A 24,858-nucleotide genomic window follows, 5' to 3' on the forward strand; every position below is an offset into this window, starting at 1 on the left:
TTTCTTAGTCTTATTTAATTCCACGTTATTCGACACAGTATAGCTTATTCTTTTTGAGTCACAGCGACTGCAGTGTCATTTGTGTATGGCATGGGAAATTAGTAAAAATTCCATCCACGCCATAATCAAGCATTAACTCGATATCTTCTACCTTATCGACCGTATACGCATAGACTTTAAGTCCACGTTGTTTGGCATCGGCAACAAACTCATGGTTTATAAAGTTTTTATCAATATGAATGCTGTAGGCATGCAGCTTTTGCGCAAACTCACTGTAATTGATAGGAATTGATGCGGTTAACGCGCCAATCTTCACCCAGGGTAACTTTTGCTTGAGCCACATGAGTTGATGATGATCAAAGGATGAGACTAAAAGATTATCTCTTGATAACTTTCCAGTGCTAATGTTTGATTCAATAAGCTCTACAAACTTATCAAGTGAAAAGGTATGTTTGAGTTCTAAATTGAGCAGTGTTTTATCATTAACCCAATCAATCGCTTGCTGTAGCGTTGGCACTATTTCGCCATTACCTGCATCGAACTGTTGAATTTGGGCTTTGCTGCAGGCATTCACTTTACCGCGACCTGATGTGGTCCGGTCAAGCCATGTGTCATGAATAATCATATAATCATCAAGGCAGCTTTGTACGTCGATTTCAATACCGTCAACAGCCAAATCTACAGCGGCTAATATGGCACTTTTGGTATTTTCTGGGTAGGTACCACTGGCACCTCTGTGAGCGAATACTTTTATCATTGCGTGTGTTTCCGAGTCACTGACCATGTTTCATAAAAAGCGGCGCTTATAACCAAAACGCCCCCCATAATTGTGCTTATTGTTGGTTGCTCATGCAAAATTAAAAAAGCCAAAAACGTGCCGTATAGCGGTTGCAAGCAAGAAATTAATCCAGCCGTTGAGGCTGATAAGTGTTGTAAACTTGCAGCAAAAAGTGAATGCGGCGCTGCTGTAAAAATAACCCCAGCGGTGATCAATAGCAGCCAATTAATTGTATCAACTTGTAATGGCGGTACTTCAAGGAAGGCGCACAGCATAATACAGGCAATCCACGTTTGATAAAGCATGGTCTGTGGGCCACCGTATTGGCTAAAGTAATGCTTATGAATAATATTTCTAAAAGCAAAAAAGAAGGCTGATAAAATACCGGTCGCAATGCCAAGCGTAACATCATTCCCAAGGCTTGCATCTGGGATGAGTAAGTAAATACCGAACATCACCACTACAGCGCTAATAATATCTTTCAGTTGCGGTTTACGACCATGAAAAAGAGGCTCTAAAAATACAGTGATCACGGGGTAAGTAAAAAAGGCAATCATGCCAACAGCAATACCGGCTAATTGCATTCCTGCAAAGTAGGTTAACCAATGAATACCGACTGTCACCCCGAGTAATAGAGCAATAAGATAATCACGGCGAGAGTGGAGTTTAATCGCCTTTTTTTGGATATAAAGTAAGATCAATAAGGCACAACCGGCAATACCTGTTCTGTATACGGTAATGTCTAATGCACTTAAGTTAATGAGCTTGGCAAACAACGCAGTTCCACCAAATAGCAACACTGCAATGTGTAAGTACATAAGACTTTGTTTGTGCGCCTGCATTGCGACCCTTGTTATTATTATGCTTAACTCTCTTTTTAACGGTAATCCTTTGCTTTGTAAACCATCCTATGGGCTAATCCATTGGTTTAGTTCCAGTGTTTCCAGCCTTTTAAATAATAGTGCAGCACATTGGGCTCATCGAGGGTCGAGACTTTTTCGTTATTTGCACTGATATCTGGCGTAAAAATAAATAGCTGTGCATCATTTTCTGGCCGATAGTAACGAGTATCTACATTGAGTGTTTGATGATTAGCACATTGAAGTTTACATGCCATAACAAACCCCCACTCACCAAATGAAGGAACGTTCAAGTGATAAGGCAAAGTATGGGCAAAGCCTGCTGCACTCATCGTATTATTAATTGACCAGAATGCGCGTTTTGCGAAAAACGGGCTGGTAGCTTGCGTTACGACGATTCCATTGTCGGGTAAGCGACGTTTTACTCGTTGGTAAAATTGTTGGCTATATAATCGAGCTAAATTGATTGCTTTAGGATCTGGCAAATCAATAAAAATAATATCAAACAACGTTTTATCTTGTTCTATAAATACATATGCATCCTGATGAGCCACCGTGACTTTAGGGTTACTGAGCGAGTGTTGATTAAGCTCTGTAAGGTTGTAGTTAGATCGAGCAAGCTCTGCGACGCTAGGGTCTAAATCAACAAGAGTAATGGATTCTAGTTGTGGGTATTTAAGCAGCTCTCTGGCAGCAAGACCATCACCGCCCCCTAAAATTAAAATGCGTTTTGCATTACCGTGCCTCACCATCGCTGGGTGAATAAGCGCTTCGTGATAACGGTATTCATCTATCGAAGAAAATTGTAAACCGCCATTCAAATAGAGGCGAATGTCATCTTTGTGGCGCGTTAGAACGATTTGCTGATAGGGCGTTTGTGCTGAGTGAACCACGCGATCATCATAAATTTGGCTCTGCCAATGATGTGTGAGTTGTTGACTGGCATATAAACTCAATCCTAATACTGCGCTGACTAATACAAGCGTTAGTCTGAGTATTTTCCGTCGGTTGCGGCTTATATGGTCTACAAAATACCACAGTAATAACAGTGCAATACTGAGATTCATTAAGCCAAAGCTAAGTGACGTTTTAAATACACCTAACCACGGCAAAAATAGAAAAGGAAATAACAAGGTCGCCAGTAGGGCGCCAAAGTAGTCTATTGATAATACATTGGCAAGATTGGCTTTTAACGCGTAGTGCTTTTCCATCAAACGGCTTAAAAGCGGAATTTCTAAACCAATTAACACCCCGATTAATGTGGTTAATATGACACTGATTGCCTGTAACGGCAAAGAGTATGCGTAAGCAAAGTAGAGAAGGGGAACACTAAGCCCGCCTAACAATGCGAGCACTAGTTCAAAGGCTATAAAATACACCAATAAGGGGTTATCAGGGACAAAGCGCGAAAAATACGACCCGATGCCCATCGCCGCCATATAAACGCCGATAGTGAGAGAAAATTGGGTGATGCTGTCACCCAAAAAATAAGCCCCTGTTGTGGCAATTAATAGCTCATAAATAATAGAGCACAGACCCGCAACAAAAATACTAAACAGTAAAATATGGCTTTCACGGATTGTTTTACTTTCCACCAGAACCGCCTCGAGAGCGAAAACCTGGGCTGCCAATACTCTGTTCTCGTAATTGTTTATCTACCGTGATGTTGCTGTGATAAAGAGAGTACATAAGCCAATCACGTTCATCATCATTTTTGCTGTAAGCATACATAGAGGCAAGACCAATGGGGGTGAAAAAAAGCAGCACGATAGGCCAAACGGCGACACGGGTTTCCATGGCTTTTATGGCTTCGGGGTTTAATTTATTAATTGGCTTATATGTAATATCAGAGCCTTCACGCTCTGCTTCAAAGCGATGTAGAACCACAAAAATGCACATGCCCGCTACTATTCCTGATAGCCACATAAAGGGTAATAATATGTTGCTATTGCCTTTAATCGGAATGATGCGAAACGAATAACTAAAATGCTCTGCACGTGTGTTTGGGCCAAAACTGCTACTAACATAAGCACTGTATTGGCCTTTCTTAGGAAAATGCACCTCGTGATGAACTTTCTCTCGGTACTCGGTCCATTTACCTTCTGAATCTCGACCCGTTTCAGCCCATAGTTCATCAGAATAACTGAATAGGTAATTACCTTCAGGATCAAAAATTTCAATATCGATGGCTTTCCATGAGTTCAAAGGTAAGCGGCCTTTGATCTCGAAACGCATCATTTGGCCATCTTCAGGAACATTAAATAAATAGGGCTTATCTTGGCCATCATATTCTTTGAAGTTGCCATATTGGCCATTTTGCAGAGGCTCTTGAAGGTCTGCGCGTATCAAAAAACAGCTTAAAAAAGCAATCGACGCGATAGTAAAAAGCTTATAGATGTTCATCCTTACTCCAATAAGCTTAAATAGCGATCGTGATAATCACTGCAACACTTATTGCGATGCTGCTTTCGATAACGGCAACAGCGGTATTATTGTCATGCATAGCTTGGTCAAGAGAGATTTTACTGAAGATAATTTTATCAACCAAGTAACGTACGATCGGCAAGATTAAGAAGCCAAACAACGCATCAATAAAAAATAAACTAAGACTTTGTTGCCAAGTATGAAAGCCACCAAGCAGGGCATGGCACAGAATGATTGCTAACGCTAACATGGTGCCTGAGAAGCTCATCGCTACAGCTTTATTGCCTTTTTCAAGCTGTTCATGCAGGTCAAAAGCAGTGAGGTGATCATAGCCTTTAGCAAACATGATCAGCAAAAGCTGTCCGAGTGCGTAAAATACAATGGCTGATAACCACGTCCCTTCACCCGTTAAAGCGCCACCAATGATTAAGGCTGCAGCCATGTAATTAGCAGCTTGTACTAAGCCAACGGCTTCATTTTGTCGATTAATTAACTGTTCTTGGTTGCAGAATAAACGCAGCAGTAACTTATCATTTAGAAAGCGTGAGCATGTTAATAACACCATGCCGAGTACACTATACAGCGATACATTAATTAAGTCGGTCAGTAGGCCCTTGCTTGGTCCTGCTAGTACAAACCCATAAATAATCGTAATAGCGACCAAATAGCCACCAATTGATAAACCTAATGCTGTATTGGCATTATCTGTTAATTGATTTGTGGTGTTGTAGGAGGTTGCTAAGTTATACGACAGCTTTGCGAGTGCGATTATCGCGATAAAAAGAGCGATGTATGCGCTGTTGTACGCCATTGCTGCAAGGTAGTGGGTTAAATTAATATCCATATATATTTGTTAGGTTGTTGTTATTTTCAGAAAATATTACCACAGACTCTTTACTGCGAAGAATATCAACGTGTTATTTTTGGCATATTTAGTTAATTTCTTAAAAGTTTCATAGCATTTGCCTGTCTCATTGCGTGGTTATGGGTTAAAATAACAACATAACCAACTAACAAGATAGTGAATGACAAAACAGGATCCCAATCTCAGTCGAGAACAAGAAAAGTACGAAAACCCAGTCCCTAGCCGTGAGTTTATACTTACTCACTTAGAATCTCGCGCTAAACCAGCAAACTTCACACAACTTTGTGACGAATTACACGTGGATGACACTGAACGCCAAATTGCGTTTAAACGTCGTTTGCGCGCTATGGAGCGTGACGGTCAGTTGTATTTCAATAAATTTAAATGCTACGCGTTGATTGATGAATCAGGCCTTGTGAAAGGCAAAGTAGTTGGCCATCGTGATGGGTTCGGCTTTTTAGAAGTTGAAGGCGAAAATAAAGATTGGTTTATCGCAAAACACCAGATGAACATGGTGCTGCATGGCGACATTGTGCTTGCTAAAGGCAATCGCAAAGGCGGCAGTGGTAAATGCGAAGCGCGTATCATTAAAGTGTTAACGAATGAGCGCGCCCCGATTGTTGGTCGTTATTTTGTTGAGCATGGCATTGCGGTGGTTGTTGCCGAAGACCCGCGAATCACGCAAGATATTATGATACTGCCTGGCAGTGAGAATGGCGCGCGCCATAATCAAATGGTTCAAGTTCAGATCACGCAAAACCCAAGTCGTCACATGAATGCAGTGGGTAAAGTAACGGAAGTATTGGGTGAGCATTTAGCCCCCGGTATGGAAATTGAAGTAGCACTTCGAAACCATGATATTCCGCATGTATGGCCTGAAGCCGTTGAAAAGCAAGTTGCCCATTTAGGTGAATTTGTTGATGAGCAAGCAAAGCAAGGCCGAGTCGATTTACGTGATTTACCATTAGTAACAATTGATGGTGAAGATGCACGAGACTTTGATGACGCCGTTTACTGTGAGCGAAAACCATCAGGTGGTTGGTGTTTATGGGTCGCGATTGCTGATGTATCACATTATGTTGGTATGAACACGCCACTGAATAAAGAAGCGATAGAACGCGGTAATTCAGTGTACTTTCCTGAGCAAGTGATTCCCATGTTGCCGAAGGTGTTGTCAAATGGTTTGTGTTCATTAAACCCCAATGTTGATCGCTTATGTATGGTTGCCGAGATGACCGTATCTGAGCAGGGCACCTTAGAGAATTATAAGTTTTACGAAGCGGTGATGAATTCACATGCCCGTTTTACTTACACTAAAGTGCATGCAATTTTGCAAGGTGATGAAAGGCTGTGCGAAGAATACGCGCCAATGGTGCCGCATTTAACTGATTTACATCAAATGTACATGGCACTGAAAGCAGCTCGTCAAGAGCGTGGTGCAATTGAGTTTGAAACGCTAGAAACGCGTTTTGTGTTTGATGCTCACCGAAAAATTGAATCAATCGTTCCTGTGGTGCGTAATGATGCGCATAAGCTCATTGAAGAATGCATGATTTTGGCGAATGTATCGGCAGCTCGTTTATTAGAAAAACATGAGGCCAGTGCACTTTATCGTGTGCATGATGAACCTGATGCTGAAAAGCTTGGTTTTTTCAGAAACTTTTTATCTGAACTGGGCATTGAGTCAACATTGTCAGATGAGCCGACACCAAAAGAAATAACACATGTACTTGCAAAACTAGGTGACCGTCCTGAAGCCGAGTTAATTCAAACCATGTTATTACGTTCGATGAAACAGGCTGTGTATCAACCAGACAACATTGGGCACTTTGGTTTGGCGTTACCTGCTTACGCGCATTTTACATCGCCAATTCGCCGTTACCCTGATTTAGTTGTGCACCGTGCGATTAAAGCTGTTTTAAAAGCACAAGGCCAACAAACGTCGGGCGAGTATGCTTACAGTAATGATGAAGTTGATATTTTAGGCGAGCAATGTTCAACCACTGAACGTCGCGCAGATGATGCGACCCGTGAAGTCGCCGATTGGCTTAAATGTGAGTTTATGCAAGACCATGTTGGCGATGAATTTGGCGGGGTTATTTCATCGGTCACTAACTTTGGTTTATTTGTTCGCATAGACGACTTACAAATAGATGGCATGATCCACGTAACGAATCTTGGCAATGAATACTTCCATTATGACAATGCAAAACACTGTCTTATTGGTGAGCAAACTCATACGGTTCATCGCTTAGGCGATAAAGTGACGGTTCAGGTATCGTCTGTCAGCTTAGATGAGCGTCGAATTAATTTAGTGTTTGCTGGTAATGTACCGCAAGACCGCTATGCGCGACGCCGTGCGCAAAGTGCACCTGCAAAACCGAGTATTCGTGCGCAGTTAAAAGCAGGGAAAATCCCTGGCAAAAAAGGGGATGATAGTCGCTCAGACCCTAAATCTTCAGAGAAAGATAATGCAAAGCGTGGCAAGTCTTCTCATGCAAAAGGGCGTAAAAAACCTAACAGCAAACAAGCGGATGTTGTAAAAGCAGGTAAGAAGAAGAGCAAGAAAAAAGCCACCAAAAAGGCAAAAAGACCGGGCAAGAACGCCCGAAAACGTACTAGCTGAGGAGCAAATAATACGTGAGTAATGAATTAATTTTTGGTTTTCACTCTGTTGAAGCTATTTTAGCAAAAGAGCCTGAGCGCTTTTTAGAAATTTATGCGCTAAAAGGGCGTGAAGATAAGCGTTTAAACCCGATTATTGATGAAGCTCGTAAGTTCGGTATTTCAGTGCAATTTATGCAGCGCAAAGCACTTGATAACAAAGCCAATGGTGAACAGCACCAAGGGATCATTGCTAACGTGAAAGCAGCGCGAATGTACAATGAAAAAGATCTCGACGAAATCATTGCCCGCGAAGACACGCCTTTCTTGTTAGTGTTAGATGGCATAACCGATCCGCATAATTTAGGTGCGTGTTTACGCAGTGCGGATGCAGCAGGCGTACACGCGATTATTGTGCCTAAAGATAAGTCTGCAAAGCTTAATGGCACAGCACGTAAGGTAGCCTGTGGTGCCGCTGAAACAGTGCCTTTAGTACAAGTGACAAACCTTGCACGCACATTACGTGAAATTAAAGACGCAGGTGTGTGGGTTGTTGGCACAGCGGGTGAAACTGACACCGAATTATTTGATGCTAACTTAACAGGTCCAATGGCCATAGTGATGGGAGCCGAAGGTGACGGTATGCGTCGTCTAACTCGCGAGCACTGCGACCTACTCGTTAAAATACCCATGGCAGGCACGGTATCAAGTTTAAATGTATCGGTTGCGACCGGTATTTGCTTATTTGAGGTATTACGTCAGCGTAATGCGACGCAGCTTTAATCTTTGCGTTCGACAATAAAAAAGCCGATATAATATCGGCTTTTACTTATCTATATTCGGCACCGCGAATGACAATTAGATTTTTGCGAATGCGTCTTGTAGTGGCGGTACAACTTGCTTTTTACGGCTTAATACACCATCTAACCATACTTTGCCATTCTCAGATTTAACATCATATGCCGCTTCAATAACAGCAACGTCATCAGAGCTTATCAGCATCTGTGAGCCTTCTTTCATGATATCTGTTAATAGTAGTAATACTGAGTGACGGCCGCCTTCTTCTTTTAGCTTCACGATGTCAGCTTCAAGGTCTGCTTTGATCTCATCAAAAACAGCAAGGTCAATGACTTCTAGTTGACCAATACCGACTAGCTTGCCGTTCATGTTGAAGTCTTTAAAATCACGCATAACTAGGTCGCGAGCTGGCGTGCCTTCTACTGCAGATTTTACTTTGAACATTTCCATGCCAAGTTCTTTGAAATCTTCGATACCGGCAATGTCAGCAAGTGCTTCAACACACTTAATATCAGCAGTGGTGCATGTTGGTGATTTAAAGATAACGGTGTCGCTTAAAATAGCGCATAACATGATGCCCGCGATGTCTTTCGGGATTTCTACATTGTAAAAATCATACATCATTTTAATAATGGTATTTGAGCAACCCACCGGACGAATCCAACACTCAAGAGGTGTTGATGATGTTAAGTCGCCTAATTTGTGGTGATCGACTACACCTACAACGCGTGCTTCATCGATGTCATCAGGTGCTTGTGTTTTTTCTGTATGGTCAACGATATAAACGTCTTCACCTGCGTAGCTAAGTTTAAGCTCAGGTGCTTCGAAGCCAAATTTATCTAAGATAAATTGTGTTTCAGGTGATATTTCACCTAAACGCGTTGGAATGGCCGGTTCATTGATTTGGTTTTTTAAGTAAGCAAGCGCAATTGCACCGCAAATTGAATCTGAATCAGGGATCTTATGGCCCACTACATACATTGACATTGACGGAACTCCTTTAAATTTGGCAGATATTTTAGCAAAGTCTCTACAGATTGATACATAACAGACATGAAATTTTGTTGATCAATTACAACTGCCAATTAACCAGAATTTTAGTTACACTTTAACGTATTGAAAGTAGAGGAAGATACACATGCGATTGAGCAGAAAAGCGTGGAATAATGTGGTCATTATTTCAATGCTATTGATGATTTTTTTCTTCAATGGTTTACATAAAAAGCTCAATACTCAACCTGCAGAGGACGGCATGCACGCGCTGCTACCTGAACAAAGTTTTATTTTGGCGATGGCATTTCCCGAACTTAAAATTGAGCGAATTGGCACTTCTTGGCGTAGTCAAAACTTACAAGAAACAACATGGCACGGGGATGAGCAAGCGTTAGAGCAATTAGTTGAGCTGTGGCAGCATCAACAGCTCAATCTTGCAAGTATACCTGTAAGTAAGCTTTCGAAGACATCAGCGAACTATGTTGCTTCAGTGTGGTTAGCGGGTGAGCAATTACCTGCGGTGTATCAACTTTATACCATTGAAGGAAATTACTACCTACTCGATAAGCGGTTACAGCGTGTATTTGCGCTTGAACACGCCGATGCCGCTCAGTTATTTCCGTTATATCCGTTTAAGAGAATGACAGATGCCTGAATTACCAGAAGTTGAAGTAAGTCGGTTGGGGATTACTCCGCATGTGCTCGACCACGTAGTGACTAAAGTGAATATTCATAATGCCAGCATGCGCTGGCCAGTGCCTGATGATGTATATCAGTTACAAGGTCTTAAAGTTAACTCGATTGAACGCAGAGCAAAGTATTTATTACTGGGTTGTGAGCGTGGAAGTGTCATATTACATTTGGGAATGTCAGGCAATTTACGCGTTGTGAATGCCGATGAACCACTTAAAAAACATGACCATATCGAGTTTGTTTTAGAGTCTGGAAAAGCGCTTAGGCTAAATGATGCGCGCCGCTTTGGGGCATGTTTATGGCAAGCACCTGGCGAGTGCCATACTTTACTGACCAAGCTAGGCCCAGAACCTCTTACTGATGATTTTTTTGCTGAGCGTGTTTACGAGCAATCAAGAAACAAGAAAGTACCGGTTAAGCAATTTATTATGGATAATGCCGTGGTTGTTGGTGTGGGGAATATCTACGCCAATGAGTCGCTATTTAAAGCGGGGATCCACCCCAAACGTGAAGCGGGAAAGGTATCCTTAAAACGTTATCAACAATTAGTGCCTATAATTAAAGACACACTAGCTGCGGCGATTACTCAAGGCGGCACGACGTTAAAAGATTTTGCGCAAAGTGATGGTAAACCGGGTTATTTTGCTCAGCAATTATTGGTGTATGGCCGCAAAGGTGAGCCGTGCGTTACCTGTAAAGAGCCGTTAAAAGAAATTAGATTAGGCCAAAGAAGTACCGTGTTTTGTGCAAATTGCCAAAAATAAGCGTGTATTAATAAGGCAGTAAAAAGCACGCCCGTTGGCGTGCTTTTTAATTATAGCTCGAACGGGGCAACACCGACGGCTTTCATTTTATAGCCTACTTGGGCTATTTCACCGGACCAAGTCTCAGTGCTTATTACCCCTGTTACCACAATGGCATCATATAGGCTCTCGATTGGTACGCCACCTTTAATGGTTATATGAACAATTTGATTAGGCGGTGGAGGTGGTACATGAATACAAGCACCAAAATACGGCACAAGTAAAAACTCAGTAATTACCTCACTGTCCCCTTCAAGCGGGACGACAAAGCCCGGAAGGCTGACTGATTGGCCATCAAGTTCTTTGACTACAGGAGCATCAAGGTCTGGTTGTACCCAGTTTTGCTCGCTGCCTTCATGGTTTGCTTGTGCTTGCGTGTCAATTTGCACGTGCCCTTTAGGGATTAAATCTTCCCAGAAGATTTCCTTTGGTGGTCCAGCATAAGCCCCTGTGCATAGTAATAATGTCGCTAAGACTGCGAACTTTTGAAAAAACTGCATAACATTCCTTAAATTTTAATACTCATACCATCTGCAAGTGAGTAGAAATACGCGCGGGTCGCAGGAATTAACCCAACAATAAAGCCTGCTGCTATTATCGCAGCTAATAGCATGAGTTCATAGGATGACAATAACGCTATATTTAGACTTATTCCTGCATGGCTTTGCAAGTAATCTGCGCTCAGTAGCATTAAACCATAGAACAGTACAATGCCGAGCAGGCAACCTAACCCAGTGATGAGAATCGATTCAACACTGATCAAGGTGAATATATGCCACGGTCTCGCGCCAACAGAACGCAAAATTGCCAACTCTCTTCGGCGTTGGTTTAGGCTCGATAACAGGCTAGTTAGCATACCAAGTAAACTAATTAAGACCACGACGATGGAAAACAGCAGCAAGATTTTTTCGACAATTGACAGCATCTCCCACAGTTCACGCAATGTGACTCCCGGCATAATCGCTAATAAAGCCTCCGGTTTATATTGGTTGATATTACGGCGAACTTGTAATGTGTACAGCGGTGAATCGAAGCCAAGCAAAAAAGCGGTAATTTGCTTAGGATTTCCAACCAAATTAATCTCGTCATGCTCATGCTCATGCTCATGCTCATGCTCATGCTCATGCTCATGCTCATGAGATTCATCTTTGACATGGTCGGCTTCGTGCGTATGAGATTTACCATGAATCGTGTCAATTGCAGCAAGTGGTATATGGAGAGTTTTATCAACCGGCGTACCTGTTGGCTCTAAAATACCGACTACCGTGAATGGGTTATCATCATGATTATGAAAACTAGTGTTACCCATGCCATGCGCAATAACGACTTTATCGCCCAATTTATAATTAAGCGAACTGGCAACTTCTGAACCCAGCACCACTTCAAATAAGTGATTAAACTGCTGGCCTGATGCAAAACGAAGAGGCTGCTTTTTTCCGAACCGATAATGGTTGAAATAATCTTTATTGGTCCCGAGCACTGCAAGGCCTTTGTGACTATCACCCAACGACAGTGGAATGGCCCATTTTACGCCACGTTGTTGCGTAATGTATTGATAGCTGTGCCAGCTAACCCCGTTATTAGCATGGCCAATACGAAACACCGAAGATAACAATAATTGGATGTCGCCGGTGCGAGCACCAACAATTAAGTCAGTGCCGGAAATCGTGTTACTAAAGCTACTTTTAGCATCGACCCGCACTCGCTCAATTGACATCAAGAGCATGACGCTAATGGCAATCGTAAATAAGGTGAGTAAGGCACTAGCTTTGCGGTTTAGTAAACTTTTAATCGCGAGTTTAAGCAGCGACATGTGTGCCTCCTTGTAATTCAACAAGGTTAACACTGCGCTTAAAAAGCCCTTGCAAGGTTTCGTCATGGCTTACAAATACCAGTGTACTGTGCGTTGCTTTAGCTTGTTCAAACAGCAATTTAACGAATGCTTGGCGATTTTGTGTATCGAGTGCGGAGGTCGGTTCATCGGCAATAATAATTTCAGGGCTGCCAATGAATGCACGTGCAGCTGCAACACGTTGTTGCTGACCGATGCTCAGTTTAGAGACAGCCTGATGCTGTAACGCATCTGTCAAACCAAGTGCTGTTAAAAGACGACTTGCTTCAAGGTTAATAGAAGGGCTGTTATTAAGCGCCTGCTTTTGCCGTAATTTAGAAAATTGGCAGCCTAAAATTACGTTTTCAATAGGTGATAAATACGGCAATAAATTAAAGTTTTGAAAAATATAACCAATGTGATCGGCTCGAAAACGATCGCGTTTACTATTACTTAATTGGTTAACAGCCTTATCTAAAAGAGTGATAGTCCCTTGGTTGGGAGTGGTGACGCCCGCAAGCAAAGACAATAGCGTCGACTTACCACAACCACTCGGGCCATGTAAAAACACATGCTCACCTTGCTCAATATGCAGCGAAGCAATATTAATGGTGGGCGAAGCTTGTTGTGCGTGCCATTTAAATAGCACATTTGAAAGCGTGATCATAACGACCTATTCGTTGTTACCATCGCCAGTAATTTAACTTTTTACGCATTTTAAAATTACGAATAAAGTTACGTGGTTTTGGCTTAAGTACTGGATTGTTCAATAGTAATTCATTGCTTGCTGCAAGTACACGCTGACTCGATAAGCCATCTTGGTAGGGGTGCAACTGCTGACAAAAGTGCTCAATTTTTGTCATCAGCTCAGTAGGCGTTGTGAGCGCATAATCGATTGCGTCTTCAACTTTATCTGGGTTTGTTACATCAATAAGGTGCTCATCGGGTGCTTGATTACAAAAAGTTACCACGGGCTTTCTTTGCAGTAAAAACATCAGCAGAATAGAGGAGGTATCACAGAGCATGACATCTGCCGCTTGTAGTAGCGGTAATACGTTATCGGTTTCTACGAAAGTTAAATTATCGTTTTGTAAGGCTTTATATTGCTCGACTAACTCACTCGGCATTTTTGGGTGGAATTGCACTAAAATACGCCACTTACCTTGCTGACTGTATGCTTTAATGTGTTCGTAAAGTTTAGGGGCTAGCGATAATCGCTTTGAAAACGTTGAGCAGATCAATAAGGTTTTTCTAGGATCATTTGGGTTTTTATAAGGGTTATTTGCGATCTGTGAAAAGAACGGATCGAGCGTTGGCCAACCGGTTTCTTTCACTTCAAAAAAGCCATGTTTTGTTGCAAGTGCCTTAAATGGAGCCGTTGTATTCGGTCCTTGAGTACAATATAAGTCAAAACAACCACGAATTTTAAAGTGATCATTCTCGCCTTTTCTGTTTAGCTTTCCGGCATCAAACCCATGAAAAACGCCGACTTTAATTCCTGGAATAAATGTAGGAATAATATTTGAAGGTGCATAAACAACATCAGGTTGCCAGTTGTGAACCTCTTCTATAGTACTCAGAGTCTGTTCACCTTCATTTAAGAATTCATGATTAACGTTGCTACCCTCTAAAAACCACCTAACTTGGCCACCGCGCGCTAAGATTTCTTGCTGTAATGGGCGCAAAATAGCGTACGAATAGTTTTGTGAAATATACATTAAGTATTTTTTTTCTGCGGTAGCTGTTAAGTAATCCAAAAAAACCTCCTATTGCGAGAGGCGTATTATAGCTAAATATTGTTTATGACAGCAAAATTACGGTGATTTTAATTTTTTTTTGATTTTATCTGCGGAGCCTCGTAGCGGATCTGAGCGCAATGATTGAGCTTTCACAGCGTCTAGATTATTATAGGCGGCCATAACCCCAATCCCATACATGTGCTTTTAAGAGCATGCCAAATACTATCGGAGATAGCATGACTAGCTATAAAGTTTTAGACGTAAACGATGATTTACCGATCCGTACCAAAGGTGCGGTACACAGTGGTAAAGTGCGTTCAGTTTATTGGTTAACTGATGAGGACAGCGCGCGTTTAATTAGTGAAAAAGGGTATCAGGTTCCAAAGGGGACTGAGCTTGCTATTATGGTTATCTCTGACCGTATTTCAGCATTTGATTGTATTTGGCAAGGTGAGAATGGCTTAAATGGCGTGCCTGGTAAGGGGATCGCGTTAAATTCAGTTGCATCTCATTGGTTTAAATTGTTTGATAAAGCAGGCCTTGCTGGTAACCATATCGTTGATATTCCTCACCCTTATGTGTGGATTGTACGCAAAGCAAGTACAGTCAAAGTGGAAGCAATTGCACGCCAATACATCACGGGCAGCATGTGGCGCGATTACGCAAAGGGTACCCGTAACTTTTGTGGTATCGATTTACCAGAAGGTCTAACAGCAAATCAAAAGCTAGATAACGTACTTATCACTCCTTCAACGAAAGGAATTATTACCGGCGTAGCTGAGATCCCCGAAGTGGATGATGTCAATATCACGCGTGAAAACATCACTAATAACTTGTCAGTGTTTAATTTTAAGTCGGAAGATGATGTTGCGAAGTACGAACAGTTACTGGTTGAAGGCTTTAAATTAATCAGCGAAGAGCTTGCTAAACTTGACCAAATTTTTGTAGATACGAAATTTGAGTTTGGTTACGTTGAAGACGTTGATGGTTCTGACAAACTTATATACATCGACGAAGTGGGTACACCTGATTCATCACGTATTTGGGATGGGCAAGCGTATCGCGATGGTAAAATTATCGAAAACTCTAAAGAAGGCTTCCGTCAGTTATTAATCAATAATGTGCCTGACAGTGATGTGTTATTAAACAAAGATCGTATGGATGAGCGTGAGCAGCTTGCAAAAGACTACACCTTGCCAGAATCTGTGATGCTTGAGGTATCTGATACTTATGTGGGTATTGCAAGTAAGATCATTGGCCAAGAGATCACTATTCCAAGTGATCCACGCAGTGAAGTGATTGCCATTTTAGATACAGAATACGGCTTAATTAAGCAGGGCTAAGCTGTATTCTTTCGTAAGTGACGCACTGATGTAGCGTATAAAAGCCAAGTTTGCTAAAAGAGCACTTGGCTTTTTTGTTTCGAGATGGGTTAAATATGATACCAACCCGCAATAGTGCTTAATCATTGTGAGGGATTAAACCCGTCACTACCTGTGTTAAAAATTTCTTATTTACGACTGCATGGATGCAGGAGGTAGAGCAATGCAGGAGCAATTGCCGAGAACCACTAAATAACGAAATTTTTGCTTTGTTATCAACGAGGTTTTATTGTCTCAAAATAGACCACTTAATTAAGCGAGTTGCTATTACTCGTTTTAAATAAGCTGAGTCACAGCATGACTAATCTGTTCAGGCTTTATATCGCGAATAAATTCACTTTCTTTAAGTTGCTGACCATTGGCGACTAAGGCAATATAATTTTTTTGTTTTGGAGCAACCGTGCTCCAAGGTGAAGTACCTAAACCAACAACGGCAATGAAAGGAACATTGACAGCTGCAGCTATATGCATTGGTCCAGAATCGATTGATATTAGCAAGTCTAAGCTAGCAATTACATCAACCATTTCAATAAGTGATGTTTTACCAACTAAGTTAGTGATATGGATTGTATCTTGTTGAAGCTGAGAAGTTAGAAGCTCTGAGTCTTTTTTTTCAGTTGGATCGCCGACAAGATAGAAATGACAACTTTTATATTCAGCATTTATTTTTTGCAAAGCGTCAATTGCTAAGTCTACAGGATAGTGACGGTGTCCTTTGTTTGTCCCGCCAAAATAAATACCAATATTTTTGCTTTCACTTTTCTTAATTATCAAGTTACTTTTTTTATAATGTAAATTGGTATTGGGAAATTGGGAGAAAGGCTCGCCGTGACTTTCATTGACTAAGCGACAATAACGATAAATATAATGGTGGTTTTTATTCAGCTTAAACTTATGTGTTAAGAGTGGAGAGCGGCCGTTTTGTGCATAACCAACACGAAACTTTATACACGCTGCGTAACATAGTAGTGCTTCAGAAAGAGAATTACGGAGTATGATTGCTAGTCCTATATTCTTTTCTTTTAACTTTTTCGCTTGGCCTAATAAAGAAGTAGGTTGGTTTTTGTTAAACCTTTCATCACTGATAACATGGATTGTTTCATCTCTAGCAAGAATATCAACTAGATGAGGACGAGCAAGAACGTAAATTTGTTTTTGTGGATAAAGATTTTTTAATATGCCGATTGTAGGGGTACAGTTGACAACATCACCAATAAATTTTGGTAATACAATTAGTACATTTCCGCTGATTGAGAGGTTATTTATAGTTGATAAGTTTTTCATTAGTATTTAAATATGCTTCAACAATCCGTTTTTATATATTTGTTATAACTATTTTCTCAATATCTGCTGTTTTCACTTTTCGTTGCAAATACATGTAAGTTCTATACTTTAGGTTCCTATGGAATGTGGATCGTGATGAGTGCCTTCCAGAATTTGCCATCACTATATCACTTTCAAAACTTCTGTCTTCTGAAATTGGATAGGGTTTGATACCTAGCATTTGCAGCCCTACCTCGCTATGGAATTGCATATCCACATCGACAGGCCGGCAGAAGGGTTTTCGAGTAAGTAATTTTTTTGCTCCAGGTAAACTTATTAAGTATCCCTGTGTGCCATTTGGGGCTTTTCGATAATTACCAAGTGTGAAATTATGTTGAAGGCTTTTGCTATCAATAAACGGAAAATCTCTGTTGTCAGAAAGCTTAATGAGATCCCAACCATGCAGCGAACTTGATAATTCTATGATTGATATTAGGTGCTCTTCAATAAACAGGTCGTCTTCAAGCACTAAACAATGATTAATTTTTTCATCGACCATTTTTTGCCATATACGCATGTGGCTTACATAGCAGCCTATTTCGCCTAGCGTTAAGTCACGATGATATTTTTGTTTATTGTTTTGCGGTGAATACCACTCATCTAATTGCTCTTTAGTGAGTTCCTTGCCAATTGTTGCAGGAAACCTCTCGGCGCTGATACCTATGTTCGCAAGTCTATTATTGAGTGTTTTCCAGCGCTTTTCACTGCCTTGCATGTTAATGACAAATATAGGAACTGACATGACTTCTATTAATTAACCTTTTCTAATTTTTATTCTAACATTTAGAATAAAAGATATATTCAGAATTTGAAAGTTTGATGAATTGCGTGAGCAGCGTTTAAACACTTATGACTAAACAGGAATTAAATGAAAAATATAGTCTCAGCCTCATGGTTAAATAATAACCTGACAGCGAAGGATCTGGTTATTTTTGATGCGGGTATGGTTCGCCCAGGTCAGGAGGGCAGCTACGCTCCAGCCGCTATGCTACCGAATGCACAGCGCTTTGATTTTAAAAATACACTGGCTGATAACAGTAATCCGGTCCCAAGTATGATGTGTAGTAGCGAGCAATTCACCGAACACATGCAAGTCGCGGGAGTTAATCAGAATTCACGTGTTGTTATTTATGAAGACCAAGGTTTATTTAGTTCAGCACGGGCATGGTGGATGTTTAAGGCTATGGGCTTTGATAACGTAAAAGTCTTAAGTGGAGGTTTAGCAAAGTGGTTGGCTCAGGGATTTGATGTTCACTCTGAGTATTATACGCCGACAACAAAAGGTAACTTTGTTGCACAGCCCCGTAAAGATTATTTTATCACGGCAGATCAGGTACTAAATTCACTTTCAGATACGAGTATTATCACGCTAGATGCAAGGCCTACAGCTCGTTTTACTGGCGAGCAAGCAGAGCCACGTGATGGCATGCGCAGTGGTCATATTCCGGGTAGTCGTTCTTTACCTTTGTCAGATGTATTGAATGACGGGGAGCTTAAGTCTCTTGATGCACTGCACACAGTGTTCAACTTACATGTAAATGGACACACTCAGCTGCAATTTAGCTGTGGCTCAGGAGTGACGGCCTGTGCCCTTGCTTTGTGTGCGGATGAGTGTGGTTATACTAACCTTCGGGTTTACGATGGTTCTTGGAGTGAGTGGGGCGCTTGTCACGATTTACCTATTGAAAAAGGCCCGCATCAATAAATGCAGCGTAGTTATGCCAGCTGCCGATACTATTTTTGTTAAGTGGCTGGCGAATTTGCTTTTTACTCGCTGTCGCTGATGCTGCGTTATTTTTATAAAATGCCAAACAGCTTGCTTGCCAATTTAAGTTACAAAATGCATAGAGCTTTTGGGTTTGTTTAATTGGCTCTTCGACTAACTGCTCGTAACTCTGTAAATACACTTGTTTAGGGTACTTAGTGGCAAAGTGCGTCGCTAAAGCGGTGTAGTCTTGGTGAAAGGCGACAATATCGTAAAATGTAAAGCTGTAATGGTGAAAGACACTTTGCGGGTTATATAACTGCCTGTAATTGGCTACGCTGCAATCATGCCAATTTCGTTGCATACACACTATTTTGGCGTGAGGAAAAGCCGCTAAAATAAAATCAATATAGTAAAAATTAAACGGTTGTTTATCACAACTGCGCAGTGTGTTACTGAGTTTTTCGGCTCGTTGTTGGTAGTGGGTTATTGTTTGGTGAATGTCAGCGCAAGCGTAAGCCTTGGCGAACATTTCACTATCAATAACACGGTTTGATTGTGTGCCATGTTGCATGAGTTGTGCGATATCATTCAGTTCGCCAATCCCTTGTAATTCATCACTTTGATTAAGTATTTTTTCAACGAGAGTGGTGCCTGAGCGCGGCATCCCTACAACAAACACAGGGGCAAAGTCAGAGTTACTAGGAGATAATTGACTGTGTGTGCTGTGTCTCATTAATGTTTGGCAAAACTGACGATGTTGCTGTGATTGATAGTTAAGTTGTTGCGCAATAGCTTGTTTACTGTGCGTAAAGTACTTAAATGCATTCTCGTAGTCGTTTAAATGCTCATAATTTAAAGCAAGACTATGGAAATACGCCTGTTGATCACTCGCTGTATGTACGCGTTGAGCTTGGGGTTGTAACACGTTTAAGTGCTGCTTAGCTTCTTCGGTATTGTTCAACTCGGCCAGTGAATAATGGGCTTGATAATAGTGCTCGTGTTCAGTAATAAGCTGCTTTAATAGTGTTTTAGCTTCGCCAAACAGGCCGTGAACTTTTAAGGCCACTGCTAAGTTATAGCTTATTTGAGGTGTTTGCTTATCAAGTTGATAGGCTGATTGTTGAAATGTAAGGGCATCATCATAATAGCCTAAGCGAGTTGCAATGTTGGCGAGTGTATCTAACTCCAACGCACTGTAATGCTGTGTTGCCATTGCACTTTTATAATGAACAGTGGCGCGACTTATCTCCCCTCGCAATATAAGGTGCTTAGCGAGGTTTAAATGATAAATATTTAAAGGCTCAATACTGAGGGCTTTTTCAATTAACTTAACCGCTTTATTTAAATCACCGGCAGCTGTATTTACTTCACTGAGTAAAAAGTAGCTAACGTGATCATGCGGGTTTTGCTGCAGGCGTAAAACTAACTGCTGGTGGGCTTCAGCCAATTGTTTATTCGCTAGAAGTTGATGTATATGTGTGCGAAGCGCGTGTTGAGTACTATTAAGCATGGTTCATCTTAAAAGCCTTGCGGTAAACCAGCAAGGCTTTTATGAGATAGGCTAATTATAGCTCAAAGTTATAACTAAATTTTAAGCCAATAGTACGGGGTGCTGTTGTGTAGTGGCCATATACACGTTGTAACTCAGGTAACTCTTTGTTTAGCTCAGCATATTGAGACTGTCCTGCCCATGACTTATCACGGCGTACAGAGGTAAATGCATACTTATCAAAAAGGTTATCGATGTATAAGGTTGCTGACCACATATCGCCTGTAATTTTTGCTGATAAATTGCTAAGAGCGTAACCTGGCAGTATTTCACCGTCGGCTTTTAAACCTACTTTTGTGATTACATCGCTTTGGGCTGTAATCCCGTAGTTTACGCTAAGTAACTTATCACCGAGGATGTCTTGCTCATAACGCAGACCAAATGAGAACTGATGTTCAGGTGCTCCCGGTAAACGGTCTCCTTTTGCGCCGTCATAGTAGCTTTGATAGTGTGCAAGTTTGTCATCAAGAACACCAAATAAATAAGGTGTATCTTCAGTTAGCTCTGCTTTAGCGTACGCGTAGGTTGCATAAGCAGCCCATCTGTCGCCGATCATGGCACGGGTAGACAGTTCAACACCTTTTGAGTTGGCAGAGCCTGCATTTGACGTGATAAGTTCTTGGCCGTTAACAGTACTGCTGCCGACTTGTGCATCTTTCCAATCAACGTTGAATAGCGCGGCATTAAAGTGCAAGCGATTACGCAACCACGATGATTTAAAACCAAGCTCGTAGTTAACGGTGGTATCCGGTTTATAATCTTCTTCGTTTGGAAGTGCACAAACGATTTGTTGCTCTGGCAATACGTCTGGGCATGGTGCAATCCCATTACCACCACCAATACGGAAACCTTCACTGACGGTAAAGTAAGCAAGAATACCATTATCAAACGTGTAATTAGCATTAAACTTAAATAAGTTACCACTATCGCTTGCACTGACATTTTCCATTACTAGGTTATCAAGTGAATCAAAGTCGCCTGAATATAGTGGTGTTGCAGAGCCCGACGTAGTCGATACGTCATATTCATAAAAACGCGCACCTAAAGTGACATCAAACTGATCAGTGATGCTGTAGCCAATTTCACCGAAAATAGCTTTTTCAGTGGTTTCACTATCTGAAATGAGAATGTATTCAAGATCTTCTTCTACATTTAAAATGCCACCCCCCCAGTACTCAGTAAGACCCGGCGTATACTCGCGGTCATCAGAGTGGCTTTCTAGTTTGTTGTAGAAACCGCCGACAATCCAGTTGAGGTTACTACTGCTGTTTGATACGAGGCGCAGCTCTTGAGTGAAATTATCGCGCTCTGATGTATCGTGCGTGTAACCAACAAATGCAGGGAAATCAGCATAGCCAGACCAAATATCGTAGAGTAGATCTGTTTGGTCTCGTTGACCCGACTGCTCGTAGCTTGACCAGCCAGATGCTGAAACAAGTTCAGCAAAACCAAGATCTGCTTTTATTTCTAAGCTTAATAAATCGTTTTCTTCTTCTCCAGGTTCAAGCACTCGCGCGACATTGTCGTATTTACCTGGTACGCCTTGCAAAGCACTGCTATCAGCCAACGAGCCGTATTGCGATGTTGAGTTGCCGCCATTTTCTTGTTTTTGATAGAAGTAGTTAAGCGTTGCATCAACTGTTTCTGTTGCTAACCAACGCAGTGATAAGCGGGCAGTGGTAATTTGCTCATCGTTCACGTCACTGACGCTTTTAAGGTTCGCATTAACGTCGCTACTGTCGCTAAAGTCAGGATTTGGGTTAGACACACCCGGCTCTTTAACCACGTGGGTGTAATCAATGTAACCTGGGTTATCGTAATAGTTCAAGCTGGCACGTAATGCGAGTTTATCGTTAATGAGTGGGGTGTTAAATACCACACCAAACTCACCGCCAGTGCCATCACTTTCATTCATGCTGAATACATCACCGGTTACTTTACCTTCAGTGATATCAAGTTCTGGCTGCTTTAATAAATAGCGAATTGCGCCACCTAAAGTACCTGCACCATACAGGGTGCCCTGCGGACCAATGAGGACCTCTACACGGTCAACATCAGTTAAACGCAAATCGATGCTGAGCGGTATTTCACCAACATAAGTTGCAACAGTGCCACTGTCAGAAATACGGTCTGAGGTATTTGTATTAAGACCACGTACAATGATCGGAGACCCTTCACGACCACCTTGGTCAGAAATTGTTAAACCGGGTACCCAGCGTGCAACATCTTCAAGATCGCCAATATTCTGATCGCTAATTACATCACCATTTAAAGCGGTGATATTAAGTGGCGCATCTTGTACTGAACCTGCTCGTCGCGTTGCAGTGATTTGAATAGTTTCAATTGATTTATCAAGTTCAACAGTATCATCAGCAGCGAGTGCGATGTTGCTATTGATTAAAACCGCAGAAATTGCACTGGCAAGTAGAGCAGGCTTAAAGGTATTCATGTTTGATTCCGATAAAGTTACAGTAAAATTATGCTTAAAAAACACACTAAGTTAATAGTTTAAGCAATAAATAAGGGATATTAAGTGAATTTATATCCAATTATAATGTATTTTTATTCTTGCAGTCATGCGTTATTTGCAATTAAATGCAAAATAATTGAATAAATACTCTACTTTACTGTTATTTATCGGTAAATGGGCAGTGAGTGCAGCCATTTGAACAGCAATGACCACGCTTTAAAAAGAACCAGCGGCTAAATACCATGTAGTTGTTCTGCATTGTGTAATCGAGATTTTCTATTAAGTTTCCATGATGCGAAAAGGGTTTAGCAAAAGCCAATTGCTGTGCAAGGGGCTGTTCATATAGTGTAGATAAAAATAGATTTATCTTTTTAATTGTACAATCACGGCATAAACAGGATGTTGCGGCGTCATCAAGTGGTAAAATAGCAGGTAACTCATTACACCAGCATGCGTTTATATCGTCGGCACGGCATGTCAGTGTCGCATTACACTGTGAACAACTAAGGATGGTCATTGGCTAGAAGTAATTTTTTGATATTAATAGGTAAGCATAGCAAATGGATAAATTAGACGCACTAAGTCAGTTTGCGAGTTTTGGTAAGAAACGCGAGCAAGCTGTGGCTGTAATCGTTAATACCGCAGATGATCAAGGCGCTATATATACACTAACAAAAGCAACTTTTTGTAATGTACTAGAGCGTGTGATCAGCAATGAAATTGATATTGATGAGTTAGAATTATGGGCGAGTGTTTTAGAGTCACGCCAAGATATCGATGAAAGTGCTGTTGAAGGGGCTATTTTTGCGTTGAGTAATGCTGAGCAAATGGGCGAGCTGAATAAAGAGACGCTGATTACGTTATTAGCACTTATTAAGTAACTTTTGTTGGCCCTGTGATTGCACAATCGGGAGTGAGTAATAAAAAACCGTGCTGCTTTAACAAACACGGTTTTATTATTTTTAATAGCTGTCGCTACTTATGATAACTCAAGCAAGTTTCTACTTCGTTTTTGGAACCTAAAATCACCGCAACACGTTGGTGAATGGCATTAGGTTGGATATCCATAATGCGCTCAGTGCCGGTAGAAGCAATACCGCCAGCTTGTTCAATTAACATTGCCATAGGGTTTGCTTCGTATAGTAAACGTAATTTGTTTGGTTTATTGGGATCTTTTGTGTCAGTAGGGTAAGTAAAAATCCCCCCTCGACATAACACGCGGTGAACATCTCCGACCATTGCGGCAATCCAGCGCATGTTAAAGTTGCGTCCACGAGGACCTGTATCACCAGCAATCAAGTCAGTAATGTAGTTTTGCATAGCCGGTTGCCAATGACGTTGGTTAGAGGCGTTAATTGCAAACTCACTGGTCTCTTCAGGGATACTGGCAAAGTCTTCTGTTAATAAAAAGGTACCGTGTGTTTTATCTAACGTAAAAAAGCGAGTGCCTTTACCCGTTGTTAATGCCAGTACTGTCGATGGGCCATATAAAACATAACCAGCCGCAACTTGGTTTTTACCTGGTTGCATGAAAATACTTTGGTCAGCTGGGTCTGCACCTTCAGGGGCTTCCATTATTGAAAAAATAGTACCAACTAAGGAGTTTATGTCGGTATTTGATGAACCATCAAGCGGGTCAAACGCCACAATATACTTTGCGTCCGGATTCCCTGCTACAGTGAAATCTTCTTCTTCAGAAGCGATGGCTTTTACGTAGCCCGATTCTAATAAGATATCTTTTAAAAGCTGGTTGGTAAGGACATCAAGCTTCTTTTGTGTTTCACCTTGAATATTTTCATCAAGAGTTGACCCTAATACGCCAGAAAGGGCGCCTTGGCCAACACGGAATGAAATTTCTTTACATGCCGCAAGAACCGTTCTGATCAATGAAATCAGTTCTCGTGGGCAGCCATCTTCTAGCAATACCGGTGGGAGTCTACGCATTCTATTTTCCTGATAACGTTGTAGCTAGACATTTTTTAGTGTGAGAGAGAATGTCTTAGCAAGCGCTGAATTTCGTCTTAAATAGCTGTTTTTT

General features: G+C 41.4%; 23 protein-coding genes. 7 read left to right on the forward strand and 16 right to left on the reverse strand.

Features of this window, described 5'->3' with window-relative positions; translation table 11 throughout:
- Nucleotides 1–58: 58 nt before the first annotated feature.
- The 5 genes from IT970_RS02545 to IT970_RS02565 form a co-directional block, all read right to left on the reverse strand.
- Nucleotides 59–757: a glycerophosphodiester phosphodiesterase gene (locus IT970_RS02545; protein ID WP_065978148.1), complete on the reverse strand. Its 699-nt coding sequence runs from the start codon at nt 755–757 to the stop codon at nt 59–61.
- Nucleotides 754–1,620, reverse strand: coding sequence for a DMT family transporter (locus IT970_RS02550; RefSeq protein WP_118843983.1), 867 nt, complete (start codon nt 1,618–1,620; stop codon nt 754–756). The genes IT970_RS02545 and IT970_RS02550 overlap by 4 nt, the downstream gene beginning before the upstream one ends.
- 86 nt (nt 1,621–1,706) lie before the next feature.
- Nucleotides 1,707–3,233, reverse strand: a complete 1,527-nt coding sequence (locus IT970_RS02555) for a polyamine aminopropyltransferase (protein ID WP_231387307.1) — start codon at nt 3,231–3,233, stop codon at nt 1,707–1,709.
- On the reverse strand, nt 3,223–4,041 hold the full coding sequence (locus IT970_RS02560; protein WP_036971135.1) for a hypothetical protein: 819 nt from the start codon (nt 4,039–4,041) through the stop codon (nt 3,223–3,225). The genes IT970_RS02555 and IT970_RS02560 overlap by 11 nt, the downstream gene beginning before the upstream one ends.
- A 16-nt stretch (nt 4,042–4,057) precedes the next feature.
- Complete coding sequence (locus IT970_RS02565) at nt 4,058–4,906, reverse strand: DUF350 domain-containing protein (RefSeq protein WP_231387308.1); 849 nt, start codon at nt 4,904–4,906, stop codon at nt 4,058–4,060.
- 181 nt (nt 4,907–5,087) lie between these two features.
- On the opposite strand from IT970_RS02565, the gene rnr reads away from it, so the two are divergent.
- Together rnr and rlmB are read left to right on the forward strand one after the other, a co-directional pair.
- On the forward strand, nt 5,088–7,553 hold the full coding sequence (rnr, locus tag IT970_RS02570; RefSeq protein ID WP_118843985.1) for a ribonuclease R: 2,466 nt from the start codon (nt 5,088–5,090) through the stop codon (nt 7,551–7,553).
- 14 nt (nt 7,554–7,567) lie between these two features.
- Complete coding sequence (gene rlmB, locus IT970_RS02575) at nt 7,568–8,314, forward strand: 23S rRNA (guanosine(2251)-2'-O)-methyltransferase RlmB (RefSeq protein WP_075594453.1); 747 nt, start codon at nt 7,568–7,570, stop codon at nt 8,312–8,314.
- A 75-nt stretch (nt 8,315–8,389) separates the two neighbouring features.
- Here the strand turns inward: rlmB and IT970_RS02580 are convergent, their stop codons facing one another.
- Nucleotides 8,390–9,316 carry a manganese-dependent inorganic pyrophosphatase gene (locus tag IT970_RS02580; protein ID WP_036971127.1) on the reverse strand — a complete coding sequence of 309 codons (927 nt, stop codon included), beginning with the start codon at nt 9,314–9,316 and terminating at the stop codon, nt 8,390–8,392.
- Nucleotides 9,317–9,467: 151 nt separating this feature from the next.
- Between IT970_RS02580 and IT970_RS02585 the strand changes: the two genes are divergently transcribed.
- The gene (locus IT970_RS02585) at nt 9,468–9,977 is read left to right on the forward strand and encodes a hypothetical protein (protein ID WP_196857572.1); all 510 of its coding nucleotides are present in this window, start codon (nt 9,468–9,470) and stop codon (nt 9,975–9,977) included.
- Nucleotides 9,970–10,779 (forward strand): bifunctional DNA-formamidopyrimidine glycosylase/DNA-(apurinic or apyrimidinic site) lyase, encoded by an 810-nt coding sequence (gene mutM, locus IT970_RS02590; RefSeq protein WP_196857573.1) that lies wholly within the window; start codon nt 9,970–9,972, stop codon nt 10,777–10,779. The genes IT970_RS02585 and mutM overlap by 8 nt, the downstream gene beginning before the upstream one ends.
- 50 nt (nt 10,780–10,829) lie before the next feature.
- Here mutM and IT970_RS02595 read toward each other — a convergent pair whose 3' ends face one another.
- Genes IT970_RS02595 through IT970_RS02610 form a run of 4 tightly spaced genes read right to left on the reverse strand, consistent with a single transcriptional unit; the run spans nt 10,830 to nt 14,406 of the window.
- Complete coding sequence (locus IT970_RS02595; RefSeq protein ID WP_196857574.1) at nt 10,830–11,318, reverse strand: DUF3299 domain-containing protein; 489 nt, start codon at nt 11,316–11,318, stop codon at nt 10,830–10,832.
- An 8-nt stretch (nt 11,319–11,326) separates the two neighbouring features.
- The gene (locus tag IT970_RS02600; RefSeq protein WP_196857575.1) at nt 11,327–12,631 is read right to left on the reverse strand and encodes an ABC transporter permease; all 1,305 of its coding nucleotides are present in this window, start codon (nt 12,629–12,631) and stop codon (nt 11,327–11,329) included.
- The gene (locus IT970_RS02605) at nt 12,618–13,316 is read right to left on the reverse strand and encodes an ABC transporter ATP-binding protein (protein ID WP_036971112.1); all 699 of its coding nucleotides are present in this window, start codon (nt 13,314–13,316) and stop codon (nt 12,618–12,620) included. Before IT970_RS02605 ends, IT970_RS02600 begins: the two co-directional genes overlap by 14 nt.
- Before the next feature lie 16 nt (nt 13,317–13,332).
- On the reverse strand, nt 13,333–14,406 hold the full coding sequence (locus IT970_RS02610) for a CDP-glycerol glycerophosphotransferase family protein (protein WP_231387309.1): 1,074 nt from the start codon (nt 14,404–14,406) through the stop codon (nt 13,333–13,335).
- A gap of 218 nt (nt 14,407–14,624) precedes the next feature.
- On the opposite strand from IT970_RS02610, the gene IT970_RS02615 reads away from it, so the two are divergent.
- Nucleotides 14,625–15,731 (forward strand): phosphoribosylaminoimidazolesuccinocarboxamide synthase, encoded by a 1,107-nt coding sequence (locus tag IT970_RS02615; RefSeq protein WP_036971109.1) that lies wholly within the window; start codon nt 14,625–14,627, stop codon nt 15,729–15,731.
- Nucleotides 15,732–16,046: 315 nt separating this feature from the next.
- Here the strand turns inward: IT970_RS02615 and IT970_RS02620 are convergent, their stop codons facing one another.
- Together IT970_RS02620 and IT970_RS02625 are read right to left on the reverse strand one after the other, a co-directional pair.
- Nucleotides 16,047–17,054 (reverse strand): glycosyltransferase family 9 protein, encoded by a 1,008-nt coding sequence (locus IT970_RS02620; protein ID WP_075594063.1) that lies wholly within the window; start codon nt 17,052–17,054, stop codon nt 16,047–16,049.
- 31 nt (nt 17,055–17,085) lie between these two features.
- The gene (locus tag IT970_RS02625) at nt 17,086–17,835 is read right to left on the reverse strand and encodes a glycosyltransferase family 25 protein (RefSeq protein ID WP_196857576.1); all 750 of its coding nucleotides are present in this window, start codon (nt 17,833–17,835) and stop codon (nt 17,086–17,088) included.
- Between the two features lie 126 nt (nt 17,836–17,961).
- Between IT970_RS02625 and IT970_RS02630 the strand changes: the two genes are divergently transcribed.
- Nucleotides 17,962–18,798 carry a sulfurtransferase gene (locus IT970_RS02630; RefSeq protein ID WP_196857577.1) on the forward strand — a complete coding sequence of 279 codons (837 nt, stop codon included), beginning with the start codon at nt 17,962–17,964 and terminating at the stop codon, nt 18,796–18,798.
- Here IT970_RS02630 and IT970_RS02635 read toward each other — a convergent pair.
- From IT970_RS02635 to IT970_RS02645, 3 genes are all read right to left on the reverse strand, one after another.
- Nucleotides 18,773–20,311: a tetratricopeptide repeat-containing sulfotransferase family protein gene (locus IT970_RS02635; RefSeq protein WP_182396116.1), complete on the reverse strand. Its 1,539-nt coding sequence runs from the start codon at nt 20,309–20,311 to the stop codon at nt 18,773–18,775. The two genes, IT970_RS02630 and IT970_RS02635, sit on opposite strands and share 26 nt — an antisense overlap.
- 55 nt (nt 20,312–20,366) lie before the next feature.
- A complete protein-coding gene (locus IT970_RS02640; protein ID WP_196857578.1) occupies nt 20,367–22,799 on the reverse strand; it encodes a TonB-dependent receptor in 2,433 nt (810 codons plus the stop codon).
- 181 nt (nt 22,800–22,980) lie between these two features.
- The gene (locus IT970_RS02645; RefSeq protein WP_074988837.1) at nt 22,981–23,337 is read right to left on the reverse strand and encodes a DUF5522 domain-containing protein; all 357 of its coding nucleotides are present in this window, start codon (nt 23,335–23,337) and stop codon (nt 22,981–22,983) included.
- Between the two features lie 43 nt (nt 23,338–23,380).
- On the opposite strand from IT970_RS02645, the gene IT970_RS02650 reads away from it, so the two are divergent.
- Entirely contained in the window at nt 23,381–23,701 is a 321-nt protein-coding gene (locus tag IT970_RS02650) for a hypothetical protein (protein WP_182396117.1), read from the forward strand.
- 94 nt (nt 23,702–23,795) lie between these two features.
- On the opposite strand, the gene IT970_RS02655 is transcribed toward IT970_RS02650, so the two are convergent.
- The gene (locus IT970_RS02655) at nt 23,796–24,764 is read right to left on the reverse strand and encodes a class 1 fructose-bisphosphatase (RefSeq protein WP_036971090.1); all 969 of its coding nucleotides are present in this window, start codon (nt 24,762–24,764) and stop codon (nt 23,796–23,798) included.
- Nucleotides 24,765–24,858 lie beyond the last annotated feature (94 nt).

This window comes from Pseudoalteromonas sp. A41-2, from assembly GCF_015767615.1.
Lineage (GTDB): Bacteria > Pseudomonadota > Gammaproteobacteria > Enterobacterales > Alteromonadaceae > Pseudoalteromonas > Pseudoalteromonas lipolytica.